At 49.3% G+C, this 23,157-nt stretch carries 19 protein-coding genes, 1 other RNA gene and 1 pseudogene; 4 read left to right on the forward strand and 17 right to left on the reverse strand.

Features of this window, described 5'->3' with window-relative positions:
• Window positions 1–40 precede the first annotated feature (40 nt).
• Entirely contained in the window at window positions 41–754 is a 714-nt protein-coding gene (locus RGV86_RS01080; protein WP_024165138.1) for an EAL domain-containing protein, read from the forward strand.
• Window positions 755–816: 62 nt separating this feature from the next.
• Window positions 817–2,253 carry a protein adenylyltransferase SelO gene (gene selO / locus RGV86_RS01085; RefSeq protein ID WP_085460663.1) on the forward strand — a complete coding sequence of 479 codons (1,437 nt, stop codon included), beginning with the start codon at window positions 817–819 and terminating at the stop codon, window positions 2,251–2,253.
• Window positions 2,254–2,256: 3 nt separating this feature from the next.
• Here selO and hemP read toward each other — a convergent pair whose 3' ends face one another.
• The 3 genes from hemP to ppsR all read right to left on the reverse strand — a co-directional run bounded on the left by hemP (window position 2,257) and on the right by ppsR (window position 4,616).
• Window positions 2,257–2,448 (reverse strand): hemin uptake protein HemP, encoded by a 192-nt coding sequence (hemP, locus tag RGV86_RS01090; protein WP_085460664.1) that lies wholly within the window; start codon window positions 2,446–2,448, stop codon window positions 2,257–2,259.
• A 131-nt stretch (window positions 2,449–2,579) separates the two neighbouring features.
• Window positions 2,580–3,626, reverse strand: coding sequence for a 3-deoxy-7-phosphoheptulonate synthase AroH (gene aroH, locus RGV86_RS01095; protein ID WP_085460665.1), 1,047 nt, complete (start codon window positions 3,624–3,626; stop codon window positions 2,580–2,582).
• Between the two features lie 156 nt (window positions 3,627–3,782).
• Window positions 3,783–4,616 (reverse strand): posphoenolpyruvate synthetase regulatory kinase/phosphorylase PpsR, encoded by an 834-nt coding sequence (gene ppsR, locus RGV86_RS01100; RefSeq protein ID WP_000368056.1) that lies wholly within the window; start codon window positions 4,614–4,616, stop codon window positions 3,783–3,785.
• A 331-nt stretch (window positions 4,617–4,947) separates the two neighbouring features.
• Here ppsR and ppsA point away from each other — a divergent pair, with 331 nt between their 5' ends.
• Entirely contained in the window at window positions 4,948–7,326 is a 2,379-nt protein-coding gene (gene ppsA / locus RGV86_RS01105) for a phosphoenolpyruvate synthase (protein ID WP_000069382.1), read from the forward strand.
• A 55-nt stretch (window positions 7,327–7,381) separates the two neighbouring features.
• Here the strand turns inward: ppsA and fadK are convergent, their stop codons facing one another.
• The 5 genes from fadK to RGV86_RS01130 are packed head-to-tail and all read right to left on the reverse strand — an operon-like array spanning window position 7,382 to window position 12,442.
• Complete coding sequence (gene fadK, locus RGV86_RS01110; protein ID WP_137598444.1) at window positions 7,382–9,028, reverse strand: medium-chain fatty-acid--CoA ligase; 1,647 nt, start codon at window positions 9,026–9,028, stop codon at window positions 7,382–7,384.
• A 56-nt stretch (window positions 9,029–9,084) separates the two neighbouring features.
• Window positions 9,085–9,378 carry a ferredoxin family protein gene (locus RGV86_RS01115; protein WP_085460667.1) on the reverse strand — a complete coding sequence of 98 codons (294 nt, stop codon included), beginning with the start codon at window positions 9,376–9,378 and terminating at the stop codon, window positions 9,085–9,087.
• Window positions 9,375–10,664 (reverse strand): FAD-dependent oxidoreductase, encoded by a 1,290-nt coding sequence (locus RGV86_RS01120; protein WP_309508428.1) that lies wholly within the window; start codon window positions 10,662–10,664, stop codon window positions 9,375–9,377. Before RGV86_RS01120 ends, RGV86_RS01115 begins: the two co-directional genes overlap by 4 nt.
• Before the next feature lie 55 nt (window positions 10,665–10,719).
• Window positions 10,720–11,658 (reverse strand): electron transfer flavoprotein subunit alpha, encoded by a 939-nt coding sequence (locus tag RGV86_RS01125; RefSeq protein ID WP_085460669.1) that lies wholly within the window; start codon window positions 11,656–11,658, stop codon window positions 10,720–10,722.
• Between the two features lie 19 nt (window positions 11,659–11,677).
• Window positions 11,678–12,442, reverse strand: a complete 765-nt coding sequence (locus RGV86_RS01130) for an electron transfer flavoprotein (RefSeq protein WP_085460670.1) — start codon at window positions 12,440–12,442, stop codon at window positions 11,678–11,680.
• A 315-nt stretch (window positions 12,443–12,757) separates the two neighbouring features.
• On the opposite strand from RGV86_RS01130, the gene RGV86_RS01135 reads away from it, so the two are divergent.
• Window positions 12,758–13,669 carry an AraC family transcriptional regulator gene (locus RGV86_RS01135; RefSeq protein ID WP_309508427.1) on the forward strand — a complete coding sequence of 304 codons (912 nt, stop codon included), beginning with the start codon at window positions 12,758–12,760 and terminating at the stop codon, window positions 13,667–13,669.
• A gap of 42 nt (window positions 13,670–13,711) precedes the next feature.
• Here the strand turns inward: RGV86_RS01135 and RGV86_RS01140 are convergent, their stop codons facing one another.
• The 9 genes and pseudogenes from RGV86_RS01140 to ydiK form a co-directional block, all read right to left on the reverse strand.
• A complete protein-coding gene (locus RGV86_RS01140) occupies window positions 13,712–14,863 on the reverse strand; it encodes an acyl-CoA dehydrogenase (protein WP_137598456.1) in 1,152 nt (383 codons plus the stop codon).
• A gap of 13 nt (window positions 14,864–14,876) precedes the next feature.
• Window positions 14,877–16,472 carry an acyl CoA:acetate/3-ketoacid CoA transferase gene (locus RGV86_RS01145; RefSeq protein ID WP_000805716.1) on the reverse strand — a complete coding sequence of 532 codons (1,596 nt, stop codon included), beginning with the start codon at window positions 16,470–16,472 and terminating at the stop codon, window positions 14,877–14,879.
• A gap of 145 nt (window positions 16,473–16,617) precedes the next feature.
• The gene (gene aroD, locus RGV86_RS01150) at window positions 16,618–17,376 is read right to left on the reverse strand and encodes a type I 3-dehydroquinate dehydratase (RefSeq protein ID WP_085460673.1); all 759 of its coding nucleotides are present in this window, start codon (window positions 17,374–17,376) and stop codon (window positions 16,618–16,620) included.
• A 30-nt stretch (window positions 17,377–17,406) separates the two neighbouring features.
• A complete protein-coding gene (gene ydiB / locus RGV86_RS01155; RefSeq protein WP_000383455.1) occupies window positions 17,407–18,273 on the reverse strand; it encodes a quinate/shikimate dehydrogenase in 867 nt (288 codons plus the stop codon).
• Between the two features lie 11 nt (window positions 18,274–18,284).
• Window positions 18,285–19,539, reverse strand: a pseudogene (locus tag RGV86_RS01160) (MFS transporter).
• A gap of 226 nt (window positions 19,540–19,765) precedes the next feature.
• Entirely contained in the window at window positions 19,766–20,980 is a 1,215-nt protein-coding gene (locus RGV86_RS01165; RefSeq protein WP_085460674.1) for an MFS transporter, read from the reverse strand.
• Window positions 20,981–21,079: 99 nt separating this feature from the next.
• A complete protein-coding gene (locus tag RGV86_RS01170) occupies window positions 21,080–21,436 on the reverse strand; it encodes a YdiL family protein (protein WP_085460675.1) in 357 nt (118 codons plus the stop codon).
• 135 nt (window positions 21,437–21,571) lie between these two features.
• Window positions 21,572–21,679, reverse strand: an RNA gene (rprA, locus tag RGV86_RS01175) — antisense sRNA RprA.
• A gap of 186 nt (window positions 21,680–21,865) precedes the next feature.
• A complete protein-coding gene (gene ydiK / locus RGV86_RS01180; protein ID WP_085460676.1) occupies window positions 21,866–22,978 on the reverse strand; it encodes an AI-2E family transporter YdiK in 1,113 nt (370 codons plus the stop codon).
• Window positions 22,979–23,157: the final 179 nt, after the last annotated feature.

The raw sequence follows: 23,157 nt of genomic DNA on the forward strand, positions 1-23,157 counted from the left end.
GCCGGATTTGTAAAAATATTTCTGGAGAAGGGCGATTACCATGAAGATTTTACTAGATAATGTTTATCATTCTGATTGCTATTTCCTGCCGATAAGAGATAGCCGGCAAAATCTTGTTGGGGTTGAAATAATAACCCATTTCTCCAGTGAAGACGGTATGGTTCGCATCCCGACGACGCGGGTTATGGCGCAGCTTTCTGAGGAACAGCATTGGCAGCTATTTGCCGAGCAGTTAGAATTACTTAAATCATGCCAACATTTTTTTATTCAACACAAAATTTTTGCATGGATTAATTTAACGCCACAAGTAGCAAAATTATTATTAGGTGCTAATAATTACGCAGACCAACTATTAAAATTTCCTTTTATTGAATTGCGGATTAATGAAAATTATCCACAACTTAATGAGGGGAAAGATAATTGTAATCTCTTGCGCTTATCTCAAATTTGTCCATTGGTGTTGGGGGATTTAGGTGCGGGTAACAGCACCATGAAAGCAATATTTGATGGTCTTTTCACTCGAGTTATGTTGGATAAAGGCTTTGTTCAGCAACAAATAGCTAATACATCCTTCGCACCATTTATTCGTGCTATTCATACGCAAATTTCGCCTTGTTGCAGCTATATCATTGCGGCAGGTATCGATACCCCAGGAATGTTGGCGCGAATCACACCGTATGGTTTTCATGCCCTACAAGGATGCTTATGGCCTGCAGTTCCCGTAAGTCAGGTAACAACGCTGGTTCAGCGATAACCCTTTTGTTTGCTGGTGTTTAAGATGAGGGTAACCGTCTACACTATCAGACAGGAGGATCTATGACCCTGTCTTTTATTACCCGCTGGCGCGATGAATTGCCAGCAACCTATACAGCACTTTCCCCCACGCCTTTAAATAACGCCCGGCTGATTTGGCATAATGCAGAACTGGCTAACACGCTGGGTATTCCCTCGTCGCTGTTTGAAAGTGGCGCCGGCGTGTGGGGGGGAGAAACATTACTACCTGGCATGTCGCCACTGGCGCAGGTCTACAGCGGTCATCAGTTTGGCGTCTGGGCGGGCCAGTTGGGTGACGGGCGTGGCATTCTTCTCGGTGAGCAACAACTCGCCGATGGCACAACAATGGACTGGCATCTGAAAGGGGCGGGGCTGACGCCTTATTCGCGAATGGGCGATGGACGGGCGGTATTGCGCTCTACGATTCGTGAAAGTCTCGCCAGTGAGGCGATGCATTATCTGGGTATTCCTACGACGCGCGCTTTAAGCATTGTTACCAGCGATACGCCAGTTTATCGGGAAACGGTAGAATCAGGCGCGATGTTAATGCGCGTGGCACAAAGCCATCTGCGATTTGGTCACTTCGAACACTTTTACTATCGCCGCGAGCCGGAAAAGGTTCGCCAGTTGGCTGACTTTGCCATCCGACATTACTGGTCACATCTTCAGGATGATGAGGATAAATACCGTCTCTGGTTTACCGATGTTGTCGCACGTACCGCGTCGTTAATGGCTAACTGGCAGACAGTCGGTTTTGCTCATGGTGTTATGAACACTGACAACATGTCGATTCTCGGCCTGACCCTCGATTACGGCCCGTTCGGCTTCCTCGATGATTACGAGCCTGGCTTTATCTGTAACCACTCGGATCATCAGGGGCGTTATAGTTTTGATAATCAGCCTGCCGTCGCGTTGTGGAATTTACAGCGTCTGGCACAGACATTGTCGCCATTTATTTCTGTAGATGCGCTCAATACGGCGCTGGACAGCTATCAACAGGTTCTGTTGACGCATTACGGACAACGTATGCGGCAGAAGCTGGGCTTTATGACGGAGCAGAAAGAGGATAACGCGCTGCTGAATGAATTATTCAGTCTGATGGCGCGAGAGCGCAGCGACTATACCCGTACATTCCGCATCCTTAGCCTGGTTGAACAGCGCAGTCCGGCATCGCCACTGCGTGATGAGTTTATTGATCGTGCGGCATTTGATGACTGGTTTGCCCGTTATCGGGCGCGTTTGCAGCAAGATAACGTCACCGACAGCGAACGTCAGCAACTTATGCAAAGCGTCAATCCGGCGCTGGTGTTGCGCAACTGGCTGGCACAACGAGCCATTGAGGCGGCGGAACAGGGCGATATGACGGAATTACACCGCCTGCATGAGGCGTTGCGAAATCCTTTCAGCGACAGAGATGATGATTATGTCAGCCGCCCACCGGACTGGGGCAAACGACTGGAAGTCAGCTGTTCGAGTTAAACGCTACTTTGTCAGCAGCAGCTTGCCAGCCTGTGTTTTACGGAGCAGATATTCTTGTCCGTCATGATCAATGATCAGTTTGCCATCCGGACCTAACAGTGTCTGGCTGGTAATCCGTCGAACAGGCTGTGGGGAAGAGATCTTCTGATTTGCATCCGTTTTAGGCGTGAGTCTGCTGCTGTCCGTATAGCTCATAAAAACTAATAATAATTGGTATAACAATGATTCTTATTATCAATACAATCTTGCGCCAGGGCAAGTAATAATTCATTGATAAGACAAGATATTGAGTAGAAATGCCCATTCCCGACGGAATGGGCACGCATTCAGAAGCGGGTATCTACCGCAGAGGCGAGTTTTTCGATCAGGTGTTCAGTATCTTCCCAGCCTAAACATGGATCGGTAATTGACTGACCGTAGGTGAGTGGCTGACTGCTAACAATTTTTTGTGTACCTTCACGCAGGAAACTTTCCGCCATAATTCCGGCAATCGCCGTAGAGCCATTGCGGATTTGCTGGCAAATATCCTCACAAACTTCTAACTGACGGCGGTGCTGCTTCTGACAGTTGCCGTGGCTGAAATCCACCACCAGATGTTCTGGTAAATCAAATTCGTGCAACGTATCGCAGGCGGCGGCGATATCATCGGCATGATAATTTGGTTTTTTGCCACCACGCATAATAATGTGCCCATACGGGTTGCCACTGGTCTGGTAGATGGTCATCTGGCCGTTCTTGTCTGGCGAGAGGAACATATGGCTGGCGCGCGCCGCGCGAATCGCGTCCACGGCAATACGCGTGTTGCCATCAGTACCATTTTTAAAGCCTACCGGGCATGAGAGCGCAGAGGCCATTTCGCGGTGGATCTGGCTTTCGGTAGTGCGTGCGCCAATCGCGCCCCAGCTAATTAAGTCGGCAATAAACTGACCGGTCACCATATCGAGAAATTCGGTCGCGGTGGGGACGCCCAGCTCATTTACCTGTAACAGTAACTTACGCGCCAGTTCGAGGCCGTGATTTACGCGATAGCTGCCGTTTAAATCCGGGTCGGAAATTAATCCTTTCCAGCCGACAACGGTTCGTGGTTTTTCAAAATAGGTGCGCATTACGATTTCCAGCCGTGACTGGTACTGGTTGCGCAGTGCCTGCAGACGGGTGGCGTACTCCATTGCAGCGGTAAGATCGTGGATCGAGCAGGGGCCAATAATGACCAACAGTCGCTTGTCTTCACCATTCAGTATTTTTTCAATTCTACGGCGGGAATCGGTGACATGGCTGGCGACGCCAGGCGTTACGGGATACCGTAGCGCGAGTTCGGCGGGCGTTACCAGACTCTCGATACGCGCAGTACGGAGTTCGTCAGTTCTGTTCATTACAAGTCTCAGAAATTTGTTGCTTCAACGGCAGGGATGCCAAGAAGTGATGCGCATCACGATAAACCAATCCCTGCTGATTTCAAGTGCGAGGCAGGCAACACTTCGCTCAATTGACGGCATAATAACAAAAAAACGAACCTTTATACTAGTTCCCTAGTACATTCGGCGACTAAGACCCATGATATCGAGGATCTTGGTGGCAATCTCTTCTACCGAATAATTGGTACTGTTGATCCACGGGATCTGATTTTTACGGTACAACGCTTCTACTTCCGCGACTTCCATCCGGCACTGACGAAGCGAGGCATAGCGGCTGTTTTCCCGACGTTCTTCACGAATAGCCGCCAGACGCTCTGGGTCGATGGTCAGCCCGAACAGTTTATGCTGTAGCGGTTTAAGTGACGCGGGCAGCACCAGATTATCCATGTCATCAGCAATGAAGGGGTAGTTTGCCGCGCGGATACCAAACTGCATCGCCAGATACAGACTGGTGGGAGTTTTACCGCAGCGAGAAACGCCGAGCAGGATCACCTGTGCCTGATCCAGATTGCGCAACGAAATACCGTCATCGTGGGCGAGGGTGTAATCAATCGCCGCAATACGTGCATCATATTTATTCAGATTATTGGGATTCAGGCCGTGAGTACGGTGAGCAATCGGCGTTGGGTCCAGTTTCATCTCTTGTTGTAGCGGTGCAACCAGCGCCTGAACGATATCCTGGCAAAAGCCTTCACTTTGCAAAATGATGGCGCGAATTTCCGGCAACACGATGGAGTAGAAGACCAGCGGGCGCACACCTGTCTGCTGATAAATCGCGTCTATTTGGTCTTTCACCGCCCGTGCACGGCTCTCATTTTCGACAAACGGCAGCGTAATGCTGCTGATAGTAACAGGAAATTGCGACATCACTGCGTGTCCTAATACCTCCGCAGTTATTGCCGTACCATCAGAAATATAAAAAACGTGGCGATCAACAGCATTATCCATTTTGTTCTTCCTGTGATGCAGACATAATTCTATGAAAGCATAAATTAAAAATGCACAGAAGCGTAGAACGTTATGCCGGGTTTATAAAATGAACCTTCAATTTTATTTTTTATGAAAACAGCATTTCATTTTTCGGTTTCGTTTATACCGATGGTTTGTGTGGGAATTATCGAAGATAACAGATTTGCGCAACGCTGGGATCAGTCTTAAAAAGTAAAAAAATATATTTGCTTGAACGATTCACCGTTTTTTCCATCCGGTTAAATATGCAAAGATAAATGCGCAGAAATGTGTTTCTCAAACCGTTCATTTATCACAAAAGGATTGTTCGATGTCCAACAATGGCTCGTCACCGCTGGTGCTTTGGTATAACCAACTCGGCATGAATGATGTAGACAGGGTTGGGGGCAAAAATGCCTCCCTGGGTGAAATGATTACTAACCTTTCCGGAATGGGCGTTTCCGTTCCGAATGGTTTCGCCACAACCGCCGATGCGTTTAATCAGTTTCTGGATCAAAGCGGCGTAAACCAGCGCATTTATGAACTGCTGGATAAAACGGATATTGACGATGTTACCCAGCTTGCGAAAGCAGGTGCGCAAATCCGCCAGTGGATTATCGACACTCCCTTCCAGCCTGAGCTGGAAAACGCCATCCGCGAAGCCTATGCACAGCTTTCCGCCGATGACGAAAACGCCTCTTTTGCGGTGCGCTCCTCCGCCACCGCAGAAGACATGCCGGACGCCTCCTTCGCCGGTCAGCAGGAAACCTTCCTCAACGTTCAGGGTTTTGACGCCGTACTGGTGGCAGTGAAGCATGTCTTTGCTTCCCTGTTTAACGATCGTGCCATCTCTTATCGCGTTCACCAGGGGTACGATCACCGTGGCGTCGCGCTCTCCGCCGGTGTTCAGCGGATGGTGCGTTCCGACCTCGCGTCCTCTGGCGTGATGTTCTCCATTGATACCGAATCCGGTTTCGACCAGGTGGTGTTTATCACTTCCGCATGGGGGCTCGGTGAGATGGTTGTGCAGGGCGCGGTTAACCCGGATGAATTTTACGTGCATAAACCGACGCTGGCGGCGAATCGCCCGGCTATCGTGCGCCGTACCATGGGGTCGAAAAAAATCCGCATGGTCTACGCGCCGACCCAGGAACACGGCAAACAAGTTAAAATTGAAGACGTACCGCAGGAACAACGTGACATCTTCTCGCTGACCAATGAAGAAGTGCAGGAGCTGGCAAAACAGGCCGTACAAATTGAGAAACACTACGGTCGCCCGATGGATATTGAGTGGGCGAAAGACGGCCACACCGGCAAACTGTTTATTGTGCAGGCGCGTCCGGAAACCGTGCGTTCACGCGGCCAGGTCATGGAACGTTATACGCTGCATTCACAGGGCAAGATTATCGCCGAAGGCCGTGCTATCGGTCATCGCATTGGCGCGGGGCCGGTGAAAGTCATTCATGACATCAGCGAAATGAACCGCATCGAACCCGGTGACGTTCTGGTCACTGACATGACCGACCCGGACTGGGAACCGATCATGAAGAAAGCATCAGCCATCGTCACCAACCGTGGCGGTCGTACCTGTCACGCGGCGATCATCGCACGCGAACTGGGTATTCCGGCGGTGGTTGGCTGCGGCGATGCGACCGAACGGATGAAAGACGGTGAGAATGTCACTGTTTCTTGTGCTGAAGGCGATACCGGTTACGTTTATGCCGAGTTGCTGGAATTTAGCGTGAAAAGCTCCAGCGTGGAAACCATGCCGGATCTGCCGCTGAAAGTGATGATGAACGTCGGTAACCCGGATCGTGCGTTTGACTTCGCCTGCTTGCCAAATGAAGGCGTAGGTCTGGCGCGCCTGGAATTTATCATCAACCGCATGATTGGCGTTCACCCGCGTGCACTGCTTGAGTTTGACGACCAGGAACCGCAGCTGCAAAACGAAATCCGCGAGATGATGAAAGGCTTTGATTCTCCGCGTGAATTTTACGTTGGTCGTCTGACTGAAGGGATCGCGACGCTGGGCGCAGCGTTTTATCCGAAGCGCGTCATTGTCCGTCTCTCTGATTTTAAATCCAACGAATATGCTAACCTGGTCGGTGGCGAACGTTACGAGCCGCATGAAGAGAACCCGATGCTGGGCTTCCGTGGCGCCGGTCGCTACGTTTCTGATAGCTTCCGCGACTGCTTCGCGCTGGAGTGTGAAGCGGTGAAACGTGTGCGCAACGACATGGGGTTAACCAACGTTGAGATCATGATCCCGTTCGTGCGTACCGTTGACCAGGCGAAAGCGGTGGTTGAAGAACTGGCGCGTCAGGGACTGAAACGTGGTGAGAACGGTCTGAAGATCATCATGATGTGTGAAATTCCGTCCAACGCCTTGCTGGCAGAACAGTTCCTCGAATATTTCGACGGCTTCTCTATCGGCTCAAACGACATGACGCAGCTGACGCTTGGCCTGGATCGTGACTCCGGCGTGGTGTCTGAACTGTTCGATGAGCGCAACGATGCCGTGAAAGCACTGTTGTCGATGGCAATCCGTGCCGCGAAGAAACAGGGCAAATACGTCGGGATTTGCGGTCAGGGGCCATCTGACCACGAAGACTTTGCAGCATGGTTGATGGAAGAGGGAATCGACAGCCTGTCTCTGAACCCAGACACTGTAGTGCAAACCTGGTTAAGTCTGGCTGAACTGAAGAAATAAAATATAGCCCCGGCGGCATATTGTCGCCGGGGCTAGCTATTCGCGGATACGAATCTTATTCAGTAATTCCGCAATGACCCTCGGTTAATCGCTGAATAATATCTTTCCTGAGTAAAAATTTTTGTATTTTACCGGATGCAGTGCGGGGTAACTTTTCAGTTATCACGATATGTTCAGGGTATTTATATTTCGCGACCCGTTTACGGCTAAAAAATGCTACCACATCTTCCAGAGATAATGAATGATGTGGCGATTTTAATACAATATAAGCACACGAGCGTTCGCCTAAGCGTTCATCGGGCATCGCAACCACGCAGGCATCATGAATTTTGGGATGCTGCAACAATATATCTTCCACTTCACGGCTGCTAATATTCTCGCCGCCACGGACAATAATATCTTTCTTACGTCCGGTTATTTTTATATAGCCAGCCTCATCCATGCGGCAGAGATCACCGCTGTAATACCAGCCTTCTTCATCCAGCGCGCGGGCGGTTAATTCAGGTTCATCAAAATAACCCATAAACACATTGGGGCCACGCGAGGCCTCTTCACCTTCACAACCGGCCGGTAAGGTCTTGCGTGCGTCATCGACGACTTTGATTTCCACGCCAGCGGCAGCGTAACCATCGGTATGCATAAAGCGTGACAACGGATCGTCGAGATTCACCACCGCGTGCGGCGAGCTTTCTGTGGAGCCATAAACACTTAACAATTTAATGCCGCGCTGTTGGCATTCACGCGCCACTTTTTTTGGGATCGTGGTGCCACCGCAAAGGAAGAAACGCAGCGCAGAAAGATCTGCGGGCTGTTTCTCCAGTAAATTCAAAAGGTCATAGACAAACGGCGTTGCGCCGAGCATACAGGTGCAACGTTGTTGCTCAAGTAGCGAGAGACAGGCTTCAGGGGTGAAAATATCTAACAATACGCTCCGTGCGCCTACCAAAAACGGCGCCGTTACGCCATGCAGAAAACCTGTCGCATGACCCAGCGGTGCAGGCATCATAAAAACATCCTGCCATGTCAGATTCAGCCGCGCACAATATGCCCGCTCGCTGGCGAGAATATTATTATGTGTCAGCATCACGCCCTTTGGCATACCTTCAGTTCCGGAGGTAAACAGCACTGCCGCTAATTCATCGCCGTGAACCGATATTGACGTCGTCAGCGGGGTATTATCGGTAATAATCTGGCGTAACGAGAGAGACGATGTGGCGGGAGCCAGTTTGTCCACGCCGACAATTTGTTGCAGATGTGGAAGCTGATTTTGCAGCGGCAGGATTAAATCTACCGGACGCGTTTGTTTAAACAACGTCGGGGCAAAAAACATTTTTGCCTGGCACTTATTGAGCACCCACACCAGTTCCGCTTCTCGCCAGGAAGGTAACAGCGGCACGGATACCGCACCGGTTTTCAGGCTGGCGAGATAGATAACGGTAAATTCACACCAGCCCGGCAGTTGAAATGCGACGCGATCGCCGGCTTCAATACCGTTCGCCAGCATCCAGCTTGCCAGACAGCTCGCGGCCTGATCGAGCGCGCTATAGGTGTACGATGCACCATGATTATCGACCACAGCTATTTTGTCAGGCATCGCTCGCACAGTTTGCTGCCAGTAGTCAGCCAGCGAAGCATCACCCCATAACCCTTGCTGCCGATAGGCTGCACGACGCTGCGCGTTAAACGTTAATGTTACTTTCATTTTGGACTCTCGAAACAAAACGTCAGGCCCGACGTACAGGCCTGTGGGATGCGTGATTAACCGTAGCGGAAATCAATACCGAAAGTGCCAGCAGGGTATTGCCATTGTTCGAGGATAGTGTTGCCGCAAAGCACCCGACAGGTTCCGCATTCGAGACAACCGGCAGAATCAAAATGAATATTTCCTGCGTCATCCTGCTTATAAAGTCCGGCCGGGCAGGCTTTCATTAATTTACGAAATTCATTGATATCAGGATTTGCCGCCAGAATGATGTGCGGATGTCCTTCATCAACATGGAATTTATTGACGCCTAATTTGACGTCAACATTAACCGTAGCATTCTGGCTCATAGTGCGGTTGCTCCCTTAATGCCATCTTTCAGCAAGTTGATCAGCCCAATTTTCTTCGCGTGTCCCATGATCATTTTGCGTACCGGCTGGTTAGGTTTACCGTCGATGGTGAACATATCGTTCATGATGTCAGCGGCCATTCGTGGGTATTGGCTAAACAGGCGCGGGTTTTCCATCAGCGCCGGGATTTTACGAAAATGCAGCATATCGCGCATGACGCAACTCTGTTCCAGCTCACGTTTGTATTGCGCCAGGCTGCTGGTGGAAAAATCCGCGCGTTCTTTGGCGGCAATCACCGTTGTGGCAGCAGCCTGTGCCGACGCGATGGCTAAATCCATTCCGCGAACCGTAAAGCCAAGATTGAGGCAGAAACCGGCGGCGTCACCGACGATCATCACACCGTCGTTAACCAGTTGCGGCACCATCGCCAGGCCACCTTCCGGCACCATATGCGCGGAATATTCAAGCAGTTTGCCACCGCTAATCAGCGGACGTATGGCGGGGTGCTGTTTAAAATCTTCCAGCATTTGCGGCACGCTTTTTTGCGCATGGGCGATATCACACAATCCGCAGACCAGACCCAACGATACGGAATCGTTGTTGGTATAGAGGAATCCACCGCCCATAAGGCCGTCAGAAGGGGCACCGGCAAACAGCCAGGCGGCACCTTCATCGCCGGTGACGTTAAAGCGATCGTTGATTTGTTCTGGCGTGAGGCCAATGACCTCTTTAACACCAACAGCGTAATGATGCGGATCGGAGGCGGGAACCATGCCCAGCGAACGACCAAGTATTGAGTTAACGCCATCGGCCAATATGACCACATTCGCTTCGAGAATATCATCCCCGGCCTGAACGCCAGTGACCTTGTTTCCCTCACGAACCAGGGCATCGACGCGAACGCCCGGGATAAACTGCGCACCCGCCTGTTCTGCTTGTTCCATCAGCCACGGATCGAGGCGGTTGCGCAATACGGTATAAGACGCTTGCTGCGGGGCATCCGGTTGCTCACGGTGAAAATCGAGGGTAACGGCGCTTTCTTCGGTTAAGAAAGAGATTTTCTCGCGTGTGACCTTGCGTTCAACCGGTGCAGATGCAGCAAAGCCGGGAATAATAGCCTCAAGCGTGTGGGCATAAAGACGCCCGCCAGTCATATTTTTGCATCCGGCGCTATCGCCACGTTCTATTACCAGGACATCCAGCCCGGCTCGCGCCATCACCAGTGCGGCGACGCTACCGGCAACGCCCGCACCGACCACAATGGCATCAAATTTGTCATCCGACATGCGTTATGCTCCCTTCCCGCTGCGTTTACAGCGGGAGATGTGGTTGAAAGGGGAATTAGCGGCTCAACTGGCTAATCAGGGCGGGGACGACTTTGTAGATATCGCCCACCAGACCGTAGTCGGCATAGTTGAAGATTGGCGCGTTTTTATCTTTATTGATGGCGACAATCACTTTTGCGCCGTTGCCGCCGACCATATGCTGGATCTGCCCGGAGATCCCCAGCGTCAGGTAGAGTTCGGATTTCAGCAACACCCCGGAGACACCGATATAACGTTCACGTTCCATCCAGTTCTCGCCTTCGGCAATCGGGCGTGAGCAGCCGACTTCAGCATTCAGTGCCGCCGCCAGTTCGTGAACCATTTTCAGGTCATCCTGCGCTGCCAGACCGCGACCGACGCCGACCACGCGTTTTGCTTTACTCAGATCCACACTGCTTGCCGCTTTCGCACGGCGTTCGCGACAGAGAATTTCATGACGCGGGGCAACGTAAGGCACCGTTTCAATCGGGCATTGATGAGAAGCATTGCTCGTGCACGGTTCCTGAACACCGGGCGCAAGGGTAATTATCGCCAGCGGGCTGGTGATCTTTTCCTGAGCGAACGCTAGCCCGCCATACATACGGTGTTCGGCGCAAATGTGACCATCGACAATATCCACCGCCGTAGCATCGTTCACCAGCGCCGCATTCAGTTGCACACTTAACCGTGCTGCCAGAGCTTTACCGCGTTTCGTCGCGGCCATCAGCAACATAGCGGGGTGATTATCTTTAAGCAGGGCAGCAATGCTTTCAGCGTAATTTTCAGTGCGTTGCAGCGCAGCGTTTTGCTCAAGAACATAAATACATTTTGGGCCATAAGGCATAACCGCCTGCGCCTGGTCGGCATTTTGCACAATGGTATACACCTGTTGCCCCCATTGCTGCGCACCGCCAAACAGTTCAGCATAACGATCAGGGTTATCGCTAAAGACCCAGACGCTGTTTAATTGACTCATCGTTTCTTCTCCGTTGGCTTTAGTTCAGGGCTTTCTTCAGGTGTTCCGCCAGCTCGGCAATCGCTTCCGGCGAATCGTTATCGAGAATGATGTGTTTACGTTCTGTTTGCGGCGGTACGCGAATGCCGGTCAGTTCAGCAAGTGGCGTGGTCTGGCTCCAGCCGATGTCACTCGCCTGCCACTGGTTCACCGGTTTTTTGCCTGCACCGAGAATGGCTTTCATGGAGGGGATACGTGGAACGTTGATATCAGACGTGACGCAAAGTACGGCGGGAAGCGAGAGTTCAATAACTTCAACTTCCTCTTCGAGTGTGCGTTCAACCACCAATGTATCGCCCTGACGCGCAATGGCACTCACTGCATTAATCACCGGAAGTTGCAAGATTTCCCCTACCAGCAGACCAACCTGCTGGGCATAGAGATCGCCGGAACCTTCGCCAAAGATCAGTAAATCAAAGCCGATTTTTTCTGCTGCGGTTGCCAGCGCCTTTGCGGTATCGACGGGCAGCGCGTGTTCAAGTTGGGCATCCTGCACCATATACAGGCTGTGTGGCCCGCGTGATAACACGTCTTTGCGCACCTTCGAGTTCTGCAATAACGAACCGCCAACGGTCAGCGCGGCTATCTCATCGTCATCTGTTGCAAGCTGGCTTGCAGCTTCAAGGGCATTGAGATCGAACTGGCTGATTTTGGCGTCGGCATTGTCGAAATTAAGGGTGTATTCGGGAGTGACAACAATGTCCTGTTCTTCAGGCACCAGCTTAAAGCAGGTTATTATTTTCATGATTTCTCCTGTGGGTCGCATACGGAACCATCTCCGATGGAAGGTAAAAATGGCCTGAAAATAGTGTGCGATAGCGGTGCGGGGTTTTCGACGGAGCAAGCTGTTTTCCTTGCCAACAATCTTGCAAAAAAAATGCGATCGCTAAAACAAAAGTGCAGTTAGCAGCAATATTGTTATGCCGTGACCGTACAATCTTGCATTAGGTTTAAATAATCTTGTTTAGCTCTCGCTAAACGCGGTTGTATAACCGCAATACACACCGTATTTTATTCGGCATATATTGCTTTTGCTTGCTCATGGAATAGGGAGGTTGTCATGTATCAACGCTGTTTTGATAATGCCAGCGAAACGCTGTTTGTCTCTGGAAAAACGCCACGGCTTTCACGTTTTGCATTTAGCGATGATCCTAAATGGGAGTCTGGACATCACGTTCATGACAATGAAACTGAGCTGATTTATGTCAAGAAAGGGGTGGCAAGGTTTACCATTGACTCCTCGTTATATGTAGCCCATGCCGATGACATTGTGGTGATAGAACGCGGCAGACTTCATGCGGTGACTTCTGATGTCAACGATCCAGCAACGACCTGTACCTGTGCGCTGTACGGTTTTCAGTTTCAGGGGGCAGAGGAAAACCAGCTTCTGCAACCACATTCATGTCCGGTAATTGCCGCAGGGCAGGGGAAAGAGGTCATTAAAACCTTATTTAATGAGCTAAGCGTGATTTTGCCGCAAAGTAAAAATAGTCAGATATCTTCGTTATGGGACGCATTTGCCTATACATTAGCAATTCTTTACTACGAAAACTTTAAAAATGCGTATCGTTCGGAGCAGGGGTATATTAAAAAAGATGTTCTGATAAAAGATATTCTCTTTTACCTGAATAATAACTATCGCGAAAAAATCACCCTGGAACAGTTATCGAAAAAGTTTCGTGCCAGCGTCAGCTATATTTGTCATGAGTTTACTAAAGAATATCGAATCTCCCCTATTAATTATGTTATTCAACGGCGTATGACGGAAGCGAAATGGTCGTTGACCAATACCGAATTGTCCCAGGCCGAAATCTCCTGGCGCGTCGGTTATGAAAATGTCGATCACTTCGCCAAACTGTTTTTGCGCCATGTCGGCTGTTCACCCAGCGATTACCGCAGGCAATTTAAAAACTGTTTTGCGGAACAAGAAATCTTATCTGAATTTCCTCAACCCGTAAGTCTTGCCGGATAAATCAGGCGGCGCAGTTTTGTAAGAAGCTGCGCCGCCTGCAGATTATTTATTCTGGTAATCTTTCAGAATCTGCCGACCTGCAACGTAAATCATAATTTCGTCTGTACCGCCGCCGATACGTTCACAGCGAACATCGCGCCAGAAGCGGGAGACGCGCGCCTCATCGGTATAGCCCAGACCACCCATGATTTGAATCGCATCATCAATGACTTCCATCGCGGTACGTGCGCAGTACAATTTTGCCAGCGCCGCGCTGGTGCGCAATGACTGATGCTGGTCAGCTTGCCATGCCACTTTCAGCACCATATTGCGCATGTTGTCGATCTTAATCGCCATCAGTGCCAGTTTTTCCTGGATCATCTGGTTATGCCCAATCGGCTTACCAAAAGCGATACGCTGGTTGGCATAGAGGGCGGCATCTTCAAAGGCACACTCGGCAAAGCCGGTGCTGCGCGCGGCGTTGATCAGGCGTTCCATCTCAAAGTTGTACATCACATTGAGGAACCCCATTCCTTCTTCGCCCACCATGTCGCTCTCTTCAACTTCCACGTTGTCGAGATAGACTTCGCAGGTGCTGAGCATATGCCAGCCGATTTTATGCAGCGGGTTAATCTTAATGCCGGGCTTACTGGAGTCGACCCACCACAGGGTGAAGGCCTTTTTCGGATCTTTCGGTTCTGGATCGCGCGCCAGCACCAGCATATACGGGTACTCTTTCGCACCGGTAATAAAGGTTTTCTGTCCGTTGATATAAACCTTGCCATTTTTACGCGTGTAAGTGGTAGTGGCACTGTTGTTGTCTGAGCCTGCGCCTGGCTCCGTCAACGCCAGGGCATAGGCGGGATCACCCGTTTCCAGTGTGCTTTCTGCCGTTTTGCGTAGCTGCTCCGCAGAACCGAAGCGGCGCATACTGTGAATACACTGACCGTTGGTAATCAAAAACGCCGGAGCACCGCATTTTGACACTTCCATCAGCGCCAGCATTTGGGTGACGTAATCCGCAGGGATACCACCAAATTCTTCCGGCACGCCAAGCATGGAAATTCCGTTATCCGCCAGCGCCCGCATAAACTCACGCGGATATGTACCGTTTTGATCGCAGGTGCGGAAATACTCTTCCGGAAAGTTAGTCGTAATCAGTTCGCGAATACTGGCCAGCAGCAGTTCTTGTTCTTCAGTTAAAGAAAAATCCATCATTATACTCCTGTTAATGAGCCGCTTCAGGCAGGACAAAACCCATCGCCGCATCGATAAATAATCTCTCATCCATCAGTTTGAGTTCTGGTGAAATAACTGGGGTGAAATCCATTTTGTCGAGAATATCTTTTTTCAAATCGACACCAGGGGCGATTTCGATTAAATGCAGACCGTCTTCTTTCAGCGTGAAGACGGCACGTTCGGTGATATAACGAACATCCAGTCCCCGTTCGAGAGCGATTTTTCCGCTGAACGTGATTTCCGGTAGTTCACGGATAAATTTCTTCACCCGTCCTTCCTGGATAATATTTAATTTGCCGTTGGCAATTTCTGTTTTTAAACTTCCTGCGGTTAACGTGCCACAGAAAATAATTTTCTTCGAGGTGGCGCTGATATCAATAAATCCGCCGGTGCCCATGATTTTGCCATTGAATTTATGCACACCGACGTTGCCGTGCTGGTCGACTTCGGCAAAACTCAAATAACAAACATCCAGACCACCGCCGTGATAAAAATCGAACTGGGACGTCATATCCAGAATGGCGCGGGTATTAACATTTGCGCCAAAGGCGATACCTTGCGAGGTAATACCGCCAATCGGACCCGTTTCCACCGTCAGAATAAAGTCATCAGCACATCCTTCTTCACGGGCGACCAGGCCAATGCCGTCGGCAATACCGACACCGACATTTCCCACCGCGCCTTTGCGCATTTCGAATAATGCACGCCGCGCAACTAATTTACGTTGGTTTAGGGGCAGACTAAGTTTGGTGCTGTCATCAAGGGTGAAGTCACCAGAAATAAAGCGGTTAACCGGCGCACCGCCATACAGTTGGGTTTGATCCGGATCGACCACCACAATATCCACCAGATAACCCGGAATACGGACAGATTTAGGATGCAGCGTGGCTTTCTTAACCATTTTCTGCACCTGCATCATCACAATACCGCCGTTATTGTGCACCGCCTGGGCAATAACCAATGCGTCGAGATACATCACCTCATCTTCAAAAGTGGCGTAGCCTTCGCTGTCGCAGGTGGTAGCGCGAATAAAAGCGATATCCGGCGCAATCGCTTTGTAATAGAGATATTCTTTATTATCAAACTCGACCAGTTTAATCAGCTCTTCTTTGGTCACTTCATTCAGTTTTCCGCCTTGTTGGCGAGGGTCAACAAATGTACCGATACCAATATCGCTAATAATTCCCGGCTGGTGGGCAGCGGCGGCGCGCAATGTTTGGGTGAGTACACCTTGTGGATAGTTATAGGCAACAATTTTATTTTGTTCTGCAAGGTCAGAAATACGCGGCGATTGTCCCCAGTGACCGCATAATGCCCATTTCACCAGACCTTCTTGCGCCAGCGGACTAATACCGCGATCGGCGCGATCGCCAAGCCCCGTAGGGCTAATAATTGATAAATTACGTGGCGTTTGAGTCTGTTTATATTTATCAGCAAGAGCAGTAATTAACGTGGTGGCTTCCAGAATACCTCCGCCTGCACCTAATACACAAAGCGTCGCTTCATCGGGAATATAACTCACCGCTTCCTGTGCCGACAGGACCGGCACTCGTCCATTAATACGAGGTGGTTTTACAGGTTTCATTATTTTTTCCTGATTCAGGTGTGAGTTTCCCTGCGCCAGCCAGAAAAATAGCGCGCAGATACTCACGGAATATTATTATTAAATACTCTTAAAACACTTATTTTTATTTCGGCGGGTGAGGGTGTTCCCGCCGGAACGTTATTGATTATGCCTGATGCAAAATAGTTAATACTGTGCGCAAATCATTCACCGATATTTGTCCAGGGGCAGAGGTTTTTTTTACTGCGCCAAAGGTTGCCGCCGAACCGAAAACTTCACCAGCCAGACGGGAAATTACGCCAGTTTTTGCCATCGACATGGTAATGATTGGACGATCGGCATACTGCTCCTGCATCTCCAGGGTCGCGGCAAGCAACGTCAGCACATCGCTGGTACTTTGCGGCATCAGCGCAATCTTAGGAATATCGGCGTCGAAGGACTGCATTTTGCGCAGACGGGCAATGATTTCTTCGGCTTCCGGCGTTTTATGGAAGTCATGGTTGGACATGACAACTTTCACATCATGCGCGTGGGCGTAGGCGACGGTTTCTTTAACCTGATCATCGCCGGTAAATAACTCCAGATCGATCATATCCACCAGACCGCCGTCGATGGCTGCACGATTGAGAGCAATATAAGCTTCGGTGGAAATCGCCTGCTCGCCGCCTTCTTTGGCACTGCGGAAGGTAAACAGCAGCGGTTTTTCTGGCATGGTCTCACGGAGAATTTTTGCCGCCGCCATGACCGACTCCACACAGGTGAGGTCGGCAAAGTGATCCACACGCCATTCCAGAATATCAAAGTCCGCTTCACGATAGACAAGAGCTTCAGATTTCACGCTGGCGATATCTTTCGCCATCAGCGAGACGATGATTTTTGGTGCACCCGTGCCAATGACGAGATCTTTTACAGTTACGGTTTTCATTTCTTACCCTTTCTGCACGCGGTCAGCCTGTCAGGCGCCGAACCCCATGACCTGTTTAACGTATTCCAGAGGGAAATTTTTGCCAGTCCATAACGTGAACTGTTCAGCCCCTTGCCACAACAACATGCCGTATCCATCAATCGTTTTGCAACCTGCTTGTTGCGCCTGCTGCAATAACTTCGTCATATGCGGGTTATATACGCATTCGGTGACCAGAAGTCCTGGATGTAACAGACTGATATCATTAACCAATGATTCATTTTCAAGGGGTTTCATACCCACTTTAGTGCCGTTGGTTAAAATGTCGGCAGAAGCCAGCGCCTCGGCAAAGGCCTGCTGATCGGCGAGATCCGTCACTGTGACGACGCAATCGGTGTTTTCGTTGACCCGTTGCGCGAAGGCGAGGGCTTTATCGAAAAACTCATCCCGACGGTTAAAGAGTTTAATTTCTTTTAACCCTTCAATCGCACCCTGCGCGCCAATCGCCGTTGAGGCGCCACCGGCACCTAACAGCACCATCGTTTTTCCTTTGATATCAAAACCGCTCTCTTTTATGGCGCGAATATGGCCTGTGCCGTCGGTGTTATAACCACGCAGGTAGCCGTTATCATTAACGATGGTATTGATGGCGCCCACCAGTTTCGCCGCAGGCGTTAATTCATCAACATATTCACACGCCAGTTGTTTGTTCGGCATCGACACACCGGTGCCGCGCATTTTGAGGGCTTTTAATCCTTCAATTGCTCCGGCAAAGCTATCGTTATCCACTTCAAAGGCCATATAGGTAAATGGTAATCCTGCTTTTTCTAAGGCTTTATTCTGCATTTCAGGCGATAAACTGTGGCGGATAGGATAGGCCATCAACCCAATCAATTCGTATTTTGCGGTAACATCCATAATTCACTCCTTTAACCTCTGTGCTTAATTGTGTTTAAAATAACGTTCGCCTAACCGGATATCATTTTTGGGAATAATGAATACGCGGTAATAGCGGATAAAAACAATAATTGCGGTAATCAAGGCCAGCAGCGCGAAAGTAAAATCGAGAACGATGATATATTGCAGGCCGATATTTGACAGATAACCGGTAATCAGTGGAATAACAAAGTTAGCCAGACCGCCCATCATCATATAAATACTGGTGACTTTGGCCTTGCTTTTGGGGAAAAACTCTGACATGACCGAAACGCCGAGTTGTAAAATTCCGCCAGCCGCTGAGAAACCGATAACAAAGGCTCCGGCATTACACACTAGCGGAGAAGGGTAGAGATAGATAATGGCGGCAGTTACCGTTGCCAGTGCAGAGTTAAATACGTTAGCCCAGATGGGGCGTACTATTTTTTTCAGTAGCGCGGCAAATATAAAGACACAGACCAGCGAACCCATACTGTAATAAGAGATGGTTTTTAATGCTTCGGCTTCCGACATACCGGCAAATGCCATTGCATATTTGGGCATCCACACCACAATCACATAAAAGGTCGAGAATGCGGCAACACCGAACAGTACCGACGAAACACCTTCCAGCCAGACTAACGGTTTACTGTTCATTATCGGCAATTCATTGGCAACGCTGGCGTCCACCAACTGGCTGGGGAATTTGCTTTTCAACAGCATCAGCGTGATCAGTACAAACAGGATGCCAGGAATAATCAGCCCATAGCCGTACCAGATGTTATTCAGCAGCATATAACTCACCAGCATTGGATAGAACATTTGCCCGAATGACACCATTGCTTTAACCAGTATTACCGCCGACCCGGAGGCTTTCGGAAAGCATTCCATCAACGCCGGGTAACCACCGGTATCCAGCGCCGAGTTAGCGATACCTACGCACACTGCCAGACAGTAAGCGAGCGTTAAATTCGGGCAAGCGGGAATACCAAAGAAGAACAGTAGATACATTATTACTGCCATTAATATGACTGCGCGCCGACCAAATTTGTCGGAGATTACACCGAAGAATAAAATACTGATCAGGCGACCCAGGCCAATACCGGAAATTAAATAAGCAATACCCGCGTTGTCCGTTGAAAATTTTTCTGCCAGAGATGACATGTTCTGTGCAAGTGTAATAACACTAATGCCGTGCAGGAAATAGCTGAAGTATATACAAAGAACAGCCAGGATAAATGGCGTGCTGAAAGCCTTATTTTGAGACATTTTCACAGCTCCTTGCTGAAAGATAATATTGTTACTGTACGTATTGTTCTTCGACGGTTTACATAATCACTATACTGAAGATGATTTTCTCCGGATACATGGCATAAAGTTTATGTTTCCAGGTATATTGCATGAGATAGTTTGTTTTGGATCGTGATTTCCCTTAATTAGCGCAGAAAGATTAATTTATCCGTAAGATCTTGCATGTCCTGAAAATAATATTGCATTACCCGTCCGTGGCGACATTTCCCTTTAGCGATGGATGTTGTGTTTCCTTGTGGCTGCGTAAGCCAATAAACAGCGCCAGTAAAAAACCGACGGCAGCGATGCCAGTATCGAACCACATAATATCGGCAATACTTCTTTGTGATAGATGAGCCGTAATCAACGGAATGGTAAAGGTCGCAATACTTCCCGCACTGTAATAAATCCCGGTTGCTTTACCTTTAGCGTAGGGAAAACGTTCAGCCATTAACGTCAGGCCAATTTGTACAACGCCTCCAGCGGAGGTAAAACCAATAACGAAAGCGAATGTTATTACCACATAAAATATGGGATACAGGCAAACGGTGAGCAGGGCAATAAATGAGATAAACGTGTACAGCATCAACAATGTTGTCGGGTGAATCGCTTTACGAATGAGCGGTGCACTAATAAATACGCAAAGCAGCGATCCCACGGTGTAGATGCTGAGTAATTTGATCGACATTGTGTATGACATGCCAGCGACAAATTGTCCGTATTGTGCCAGCCACTGGCTGACCAGATAAAACGTTGCCATTGATATATAGCCATATAAGGTATAACTGGCTAAATCGATTATTGAGCAGCGATGCCCCGCAGAAGTGGTTGTTTTATTTACTGCCGGTAAGCGACGACCCGGATGCGGTGGAAAGGTACTGCGGTATAAAAACAGACCGTTAATAATCATAATGCCTGCGGCAATCATAAAAGACCAACCAAACCACAGTTCGGCCCATACCAACAAACTAATGATTAACGGCAATAAAAATTGTCCGCAGGAAACAAACGCTTTAATTAAAATATTGGCTGTACCCGGTGAATGAGGAAAGGCTTCCATCAGGCTGGGATAAGTACCTGCATCGAGAAAACTGTTTGCCATTCCGGCCAGAAAGCCAAAAACATAAGCGATAATGATGTTATTGGTGTGCAGGATGCCAAAAAAGAAGGCGATATAGCAGCACATACCGAGAATGATAAACGGTCGGCGACCGAAGCGATCGGATAATAAGCCAGAAAGAAACAGGACGCTTAGTCGACCAATGCCTAATGATGAGATAACAATCGAGACACCTGCCGCATTGGTATGCCAAAGCGTCTCCAGCGAGGCCATATTCAGGGTCATCAAAATGACGCCCATACCATGCACCAGGTAATTGAAATACAACCCCAGCGCGGTAGGGAGATAGGGATTTTTCATAAGATCCACTTAGCAACTGTGCTTTAAAAAATGTGGCGATATTGCGTCAATATCCGTTCATTATTTTTGTAATGATGACTGTTGATTCCCGTTAAAATATCAACAAAGACGCTCAAGGTTGTGCGCATATAACTCAGCGGCTACTGATTGATAAATCTTCCAGTCAATAAAATTGCCGTCAGGGTAGACACGTTGAAACGCGGTTAAGTCAGGGAAAAAACGCATGGTGTTATTGCCGATGCGGTTATTTATTTTCTCTATGATGGCGTGAAGATGTTTTTTTCTTTGCTGACGCATAGCCAGCAATTTTTCAACGACGCTATCAGGAATGGCGCTTTTGCCATTTTCCCACCGCCGCCAGCTTTCGCTGTCACCTGTCTGGGCAATCCAGGTCGCGCATTCATCAACAGTCATGGCAAAAATATGGCGTAGTGCCTGGAGTTCATAAGCGTTCATAGGTAATGGCTGCATCAAAAAATAGAATAAAATATAAATAACATTATCAGCCTGCTAACGGCTTGAAGAGAGTCACAGTATCTTGTGCAACATTATTGGAAAGAATGAATGGCGAGGTAAGGAAACGGAAAAATGTTAAAAAAAAGCCCATCGTGGGAGATGGGCAAAGACTACACACAGCAATTCGTTGTTTCACTCAGGGGATTTCCATGCTTATAAATCAATATGTTGATTTATAACCGTGAGCTAATAGTAGGCATACGGACTTTTTGCGTCGATCAGATTCGTCTCATTAGTTTAAAAACTGTAAAGAATTTGCGACAGGTACTACCAGCTGAATGGAGGTAAGCAGGGAAATACGAGGTTGAGAAATGAAATATCAATTAGCGATGGTTAACAATCAGGCGGCAGAGCCGCCTGATGAGAGAGTTACTTATTCGGCTTTTCAATTTCGCCCAGTTCTTCGAGAATTTCTTCCGGCTGGTCAGTCGGTGGCGGGACTTCTTCCACCCACGCAGCAAACAGACGCCAGGAAACGGCTAACAGAACCGGACCAATAAACAGACCAATCATCCCGAAGGCAATCAAACCACCGATAACCCCGGAGAGGATCAGGATCAGCGGTAAATCGGCGCCCATGCGAATTAACATCGGGCGAATCACGTTATCCAGTGTGCCAACCACACCACTCCACACCAGCAATACCGTGCCCCAGGTGGTATCACCGCTCCAGTAGAGCCAGATAATCGCCGGAATCAACACCGGCAGCGGGCCAAGCTGGACAAGGCAGGAGAGGATCATTAACACCGTCAGCAGCGTTGCGTAAGGAACGCCGGATACCGCCAGACCGATACCGCCAAGTACCGCCTGCACCAACGCTGTTACCACTACACCCAGCGCCACCGCGCGGATAGCCTGCGCCGCCAGCAGGACTGCGGCATCACCGCGAGCGCCTGCCAGACGAGTTGCAAAATGGCGAATGCCTTGCGCTACCTGTTCACCGCGCCAGTACAGCAGGGCGCTGAAGAGAAGCATTAATGCACAATGCACCATAAAGCGCCCGATATGCGCTGCCTGCCCAACAAACCAGGTGGTGGTGGTGCCAATATAAGGACGGACTTTCGCCATGATCGCCGTACCCCCCATATCCAGCAAATTGTGCCAGCCTGCATACAGCTTCGCACCAATCACCGGAATGGTATTAAGCCACGCCAGATCGGGTAACGTCATGTCGCCGCTGGAAATGGCTTTAATCAACGGCCCACTGCCATCGACGATACTGTTAACCAATAAGGCGATAGGGATGATAAACACCATCACTAATAACAGCGTCATCACCAGAACGGCGAGCGAACGGCGACCAAACATGATCTTTTGCAAGCGTAACAATACCGGCCAGGTAGCGATAACCACCGTACCAGCCCACGCAAAGCCGAGAACGAAGGGTTGAACAATCCACAGACATGCCACAATCATGATGGCTAAAAACAGCACCGAAAGCAGAATTTGTGCGACATCCCTGGGCTGACGAACATTTACCATAACTACTTTTCACCTTTTTTGTGCGTCAAATCGTCGACGCGACGTGAACACGCGAAACTCACCTGCATAATGATGAGCAATTTCAGCGGTTTTTAACAGGCCGATTCTGCCCTTAATTCTGATGGGCGTGTAAGAAAAAAATGTGGTACAACAATTCAGGCAACACGCAAACGGTTTAC

Origin of the sequence: Escherichia ruysiae, assembly GCF_031323975.1 — a bacterium.
Taxonomy (GTDB): Bacteria; Pseudomonadota; Gammaproteobacteria; order Enterobacterales; family Enterobacteriaceae; genus Escherichia; species Escherichia ruysiae.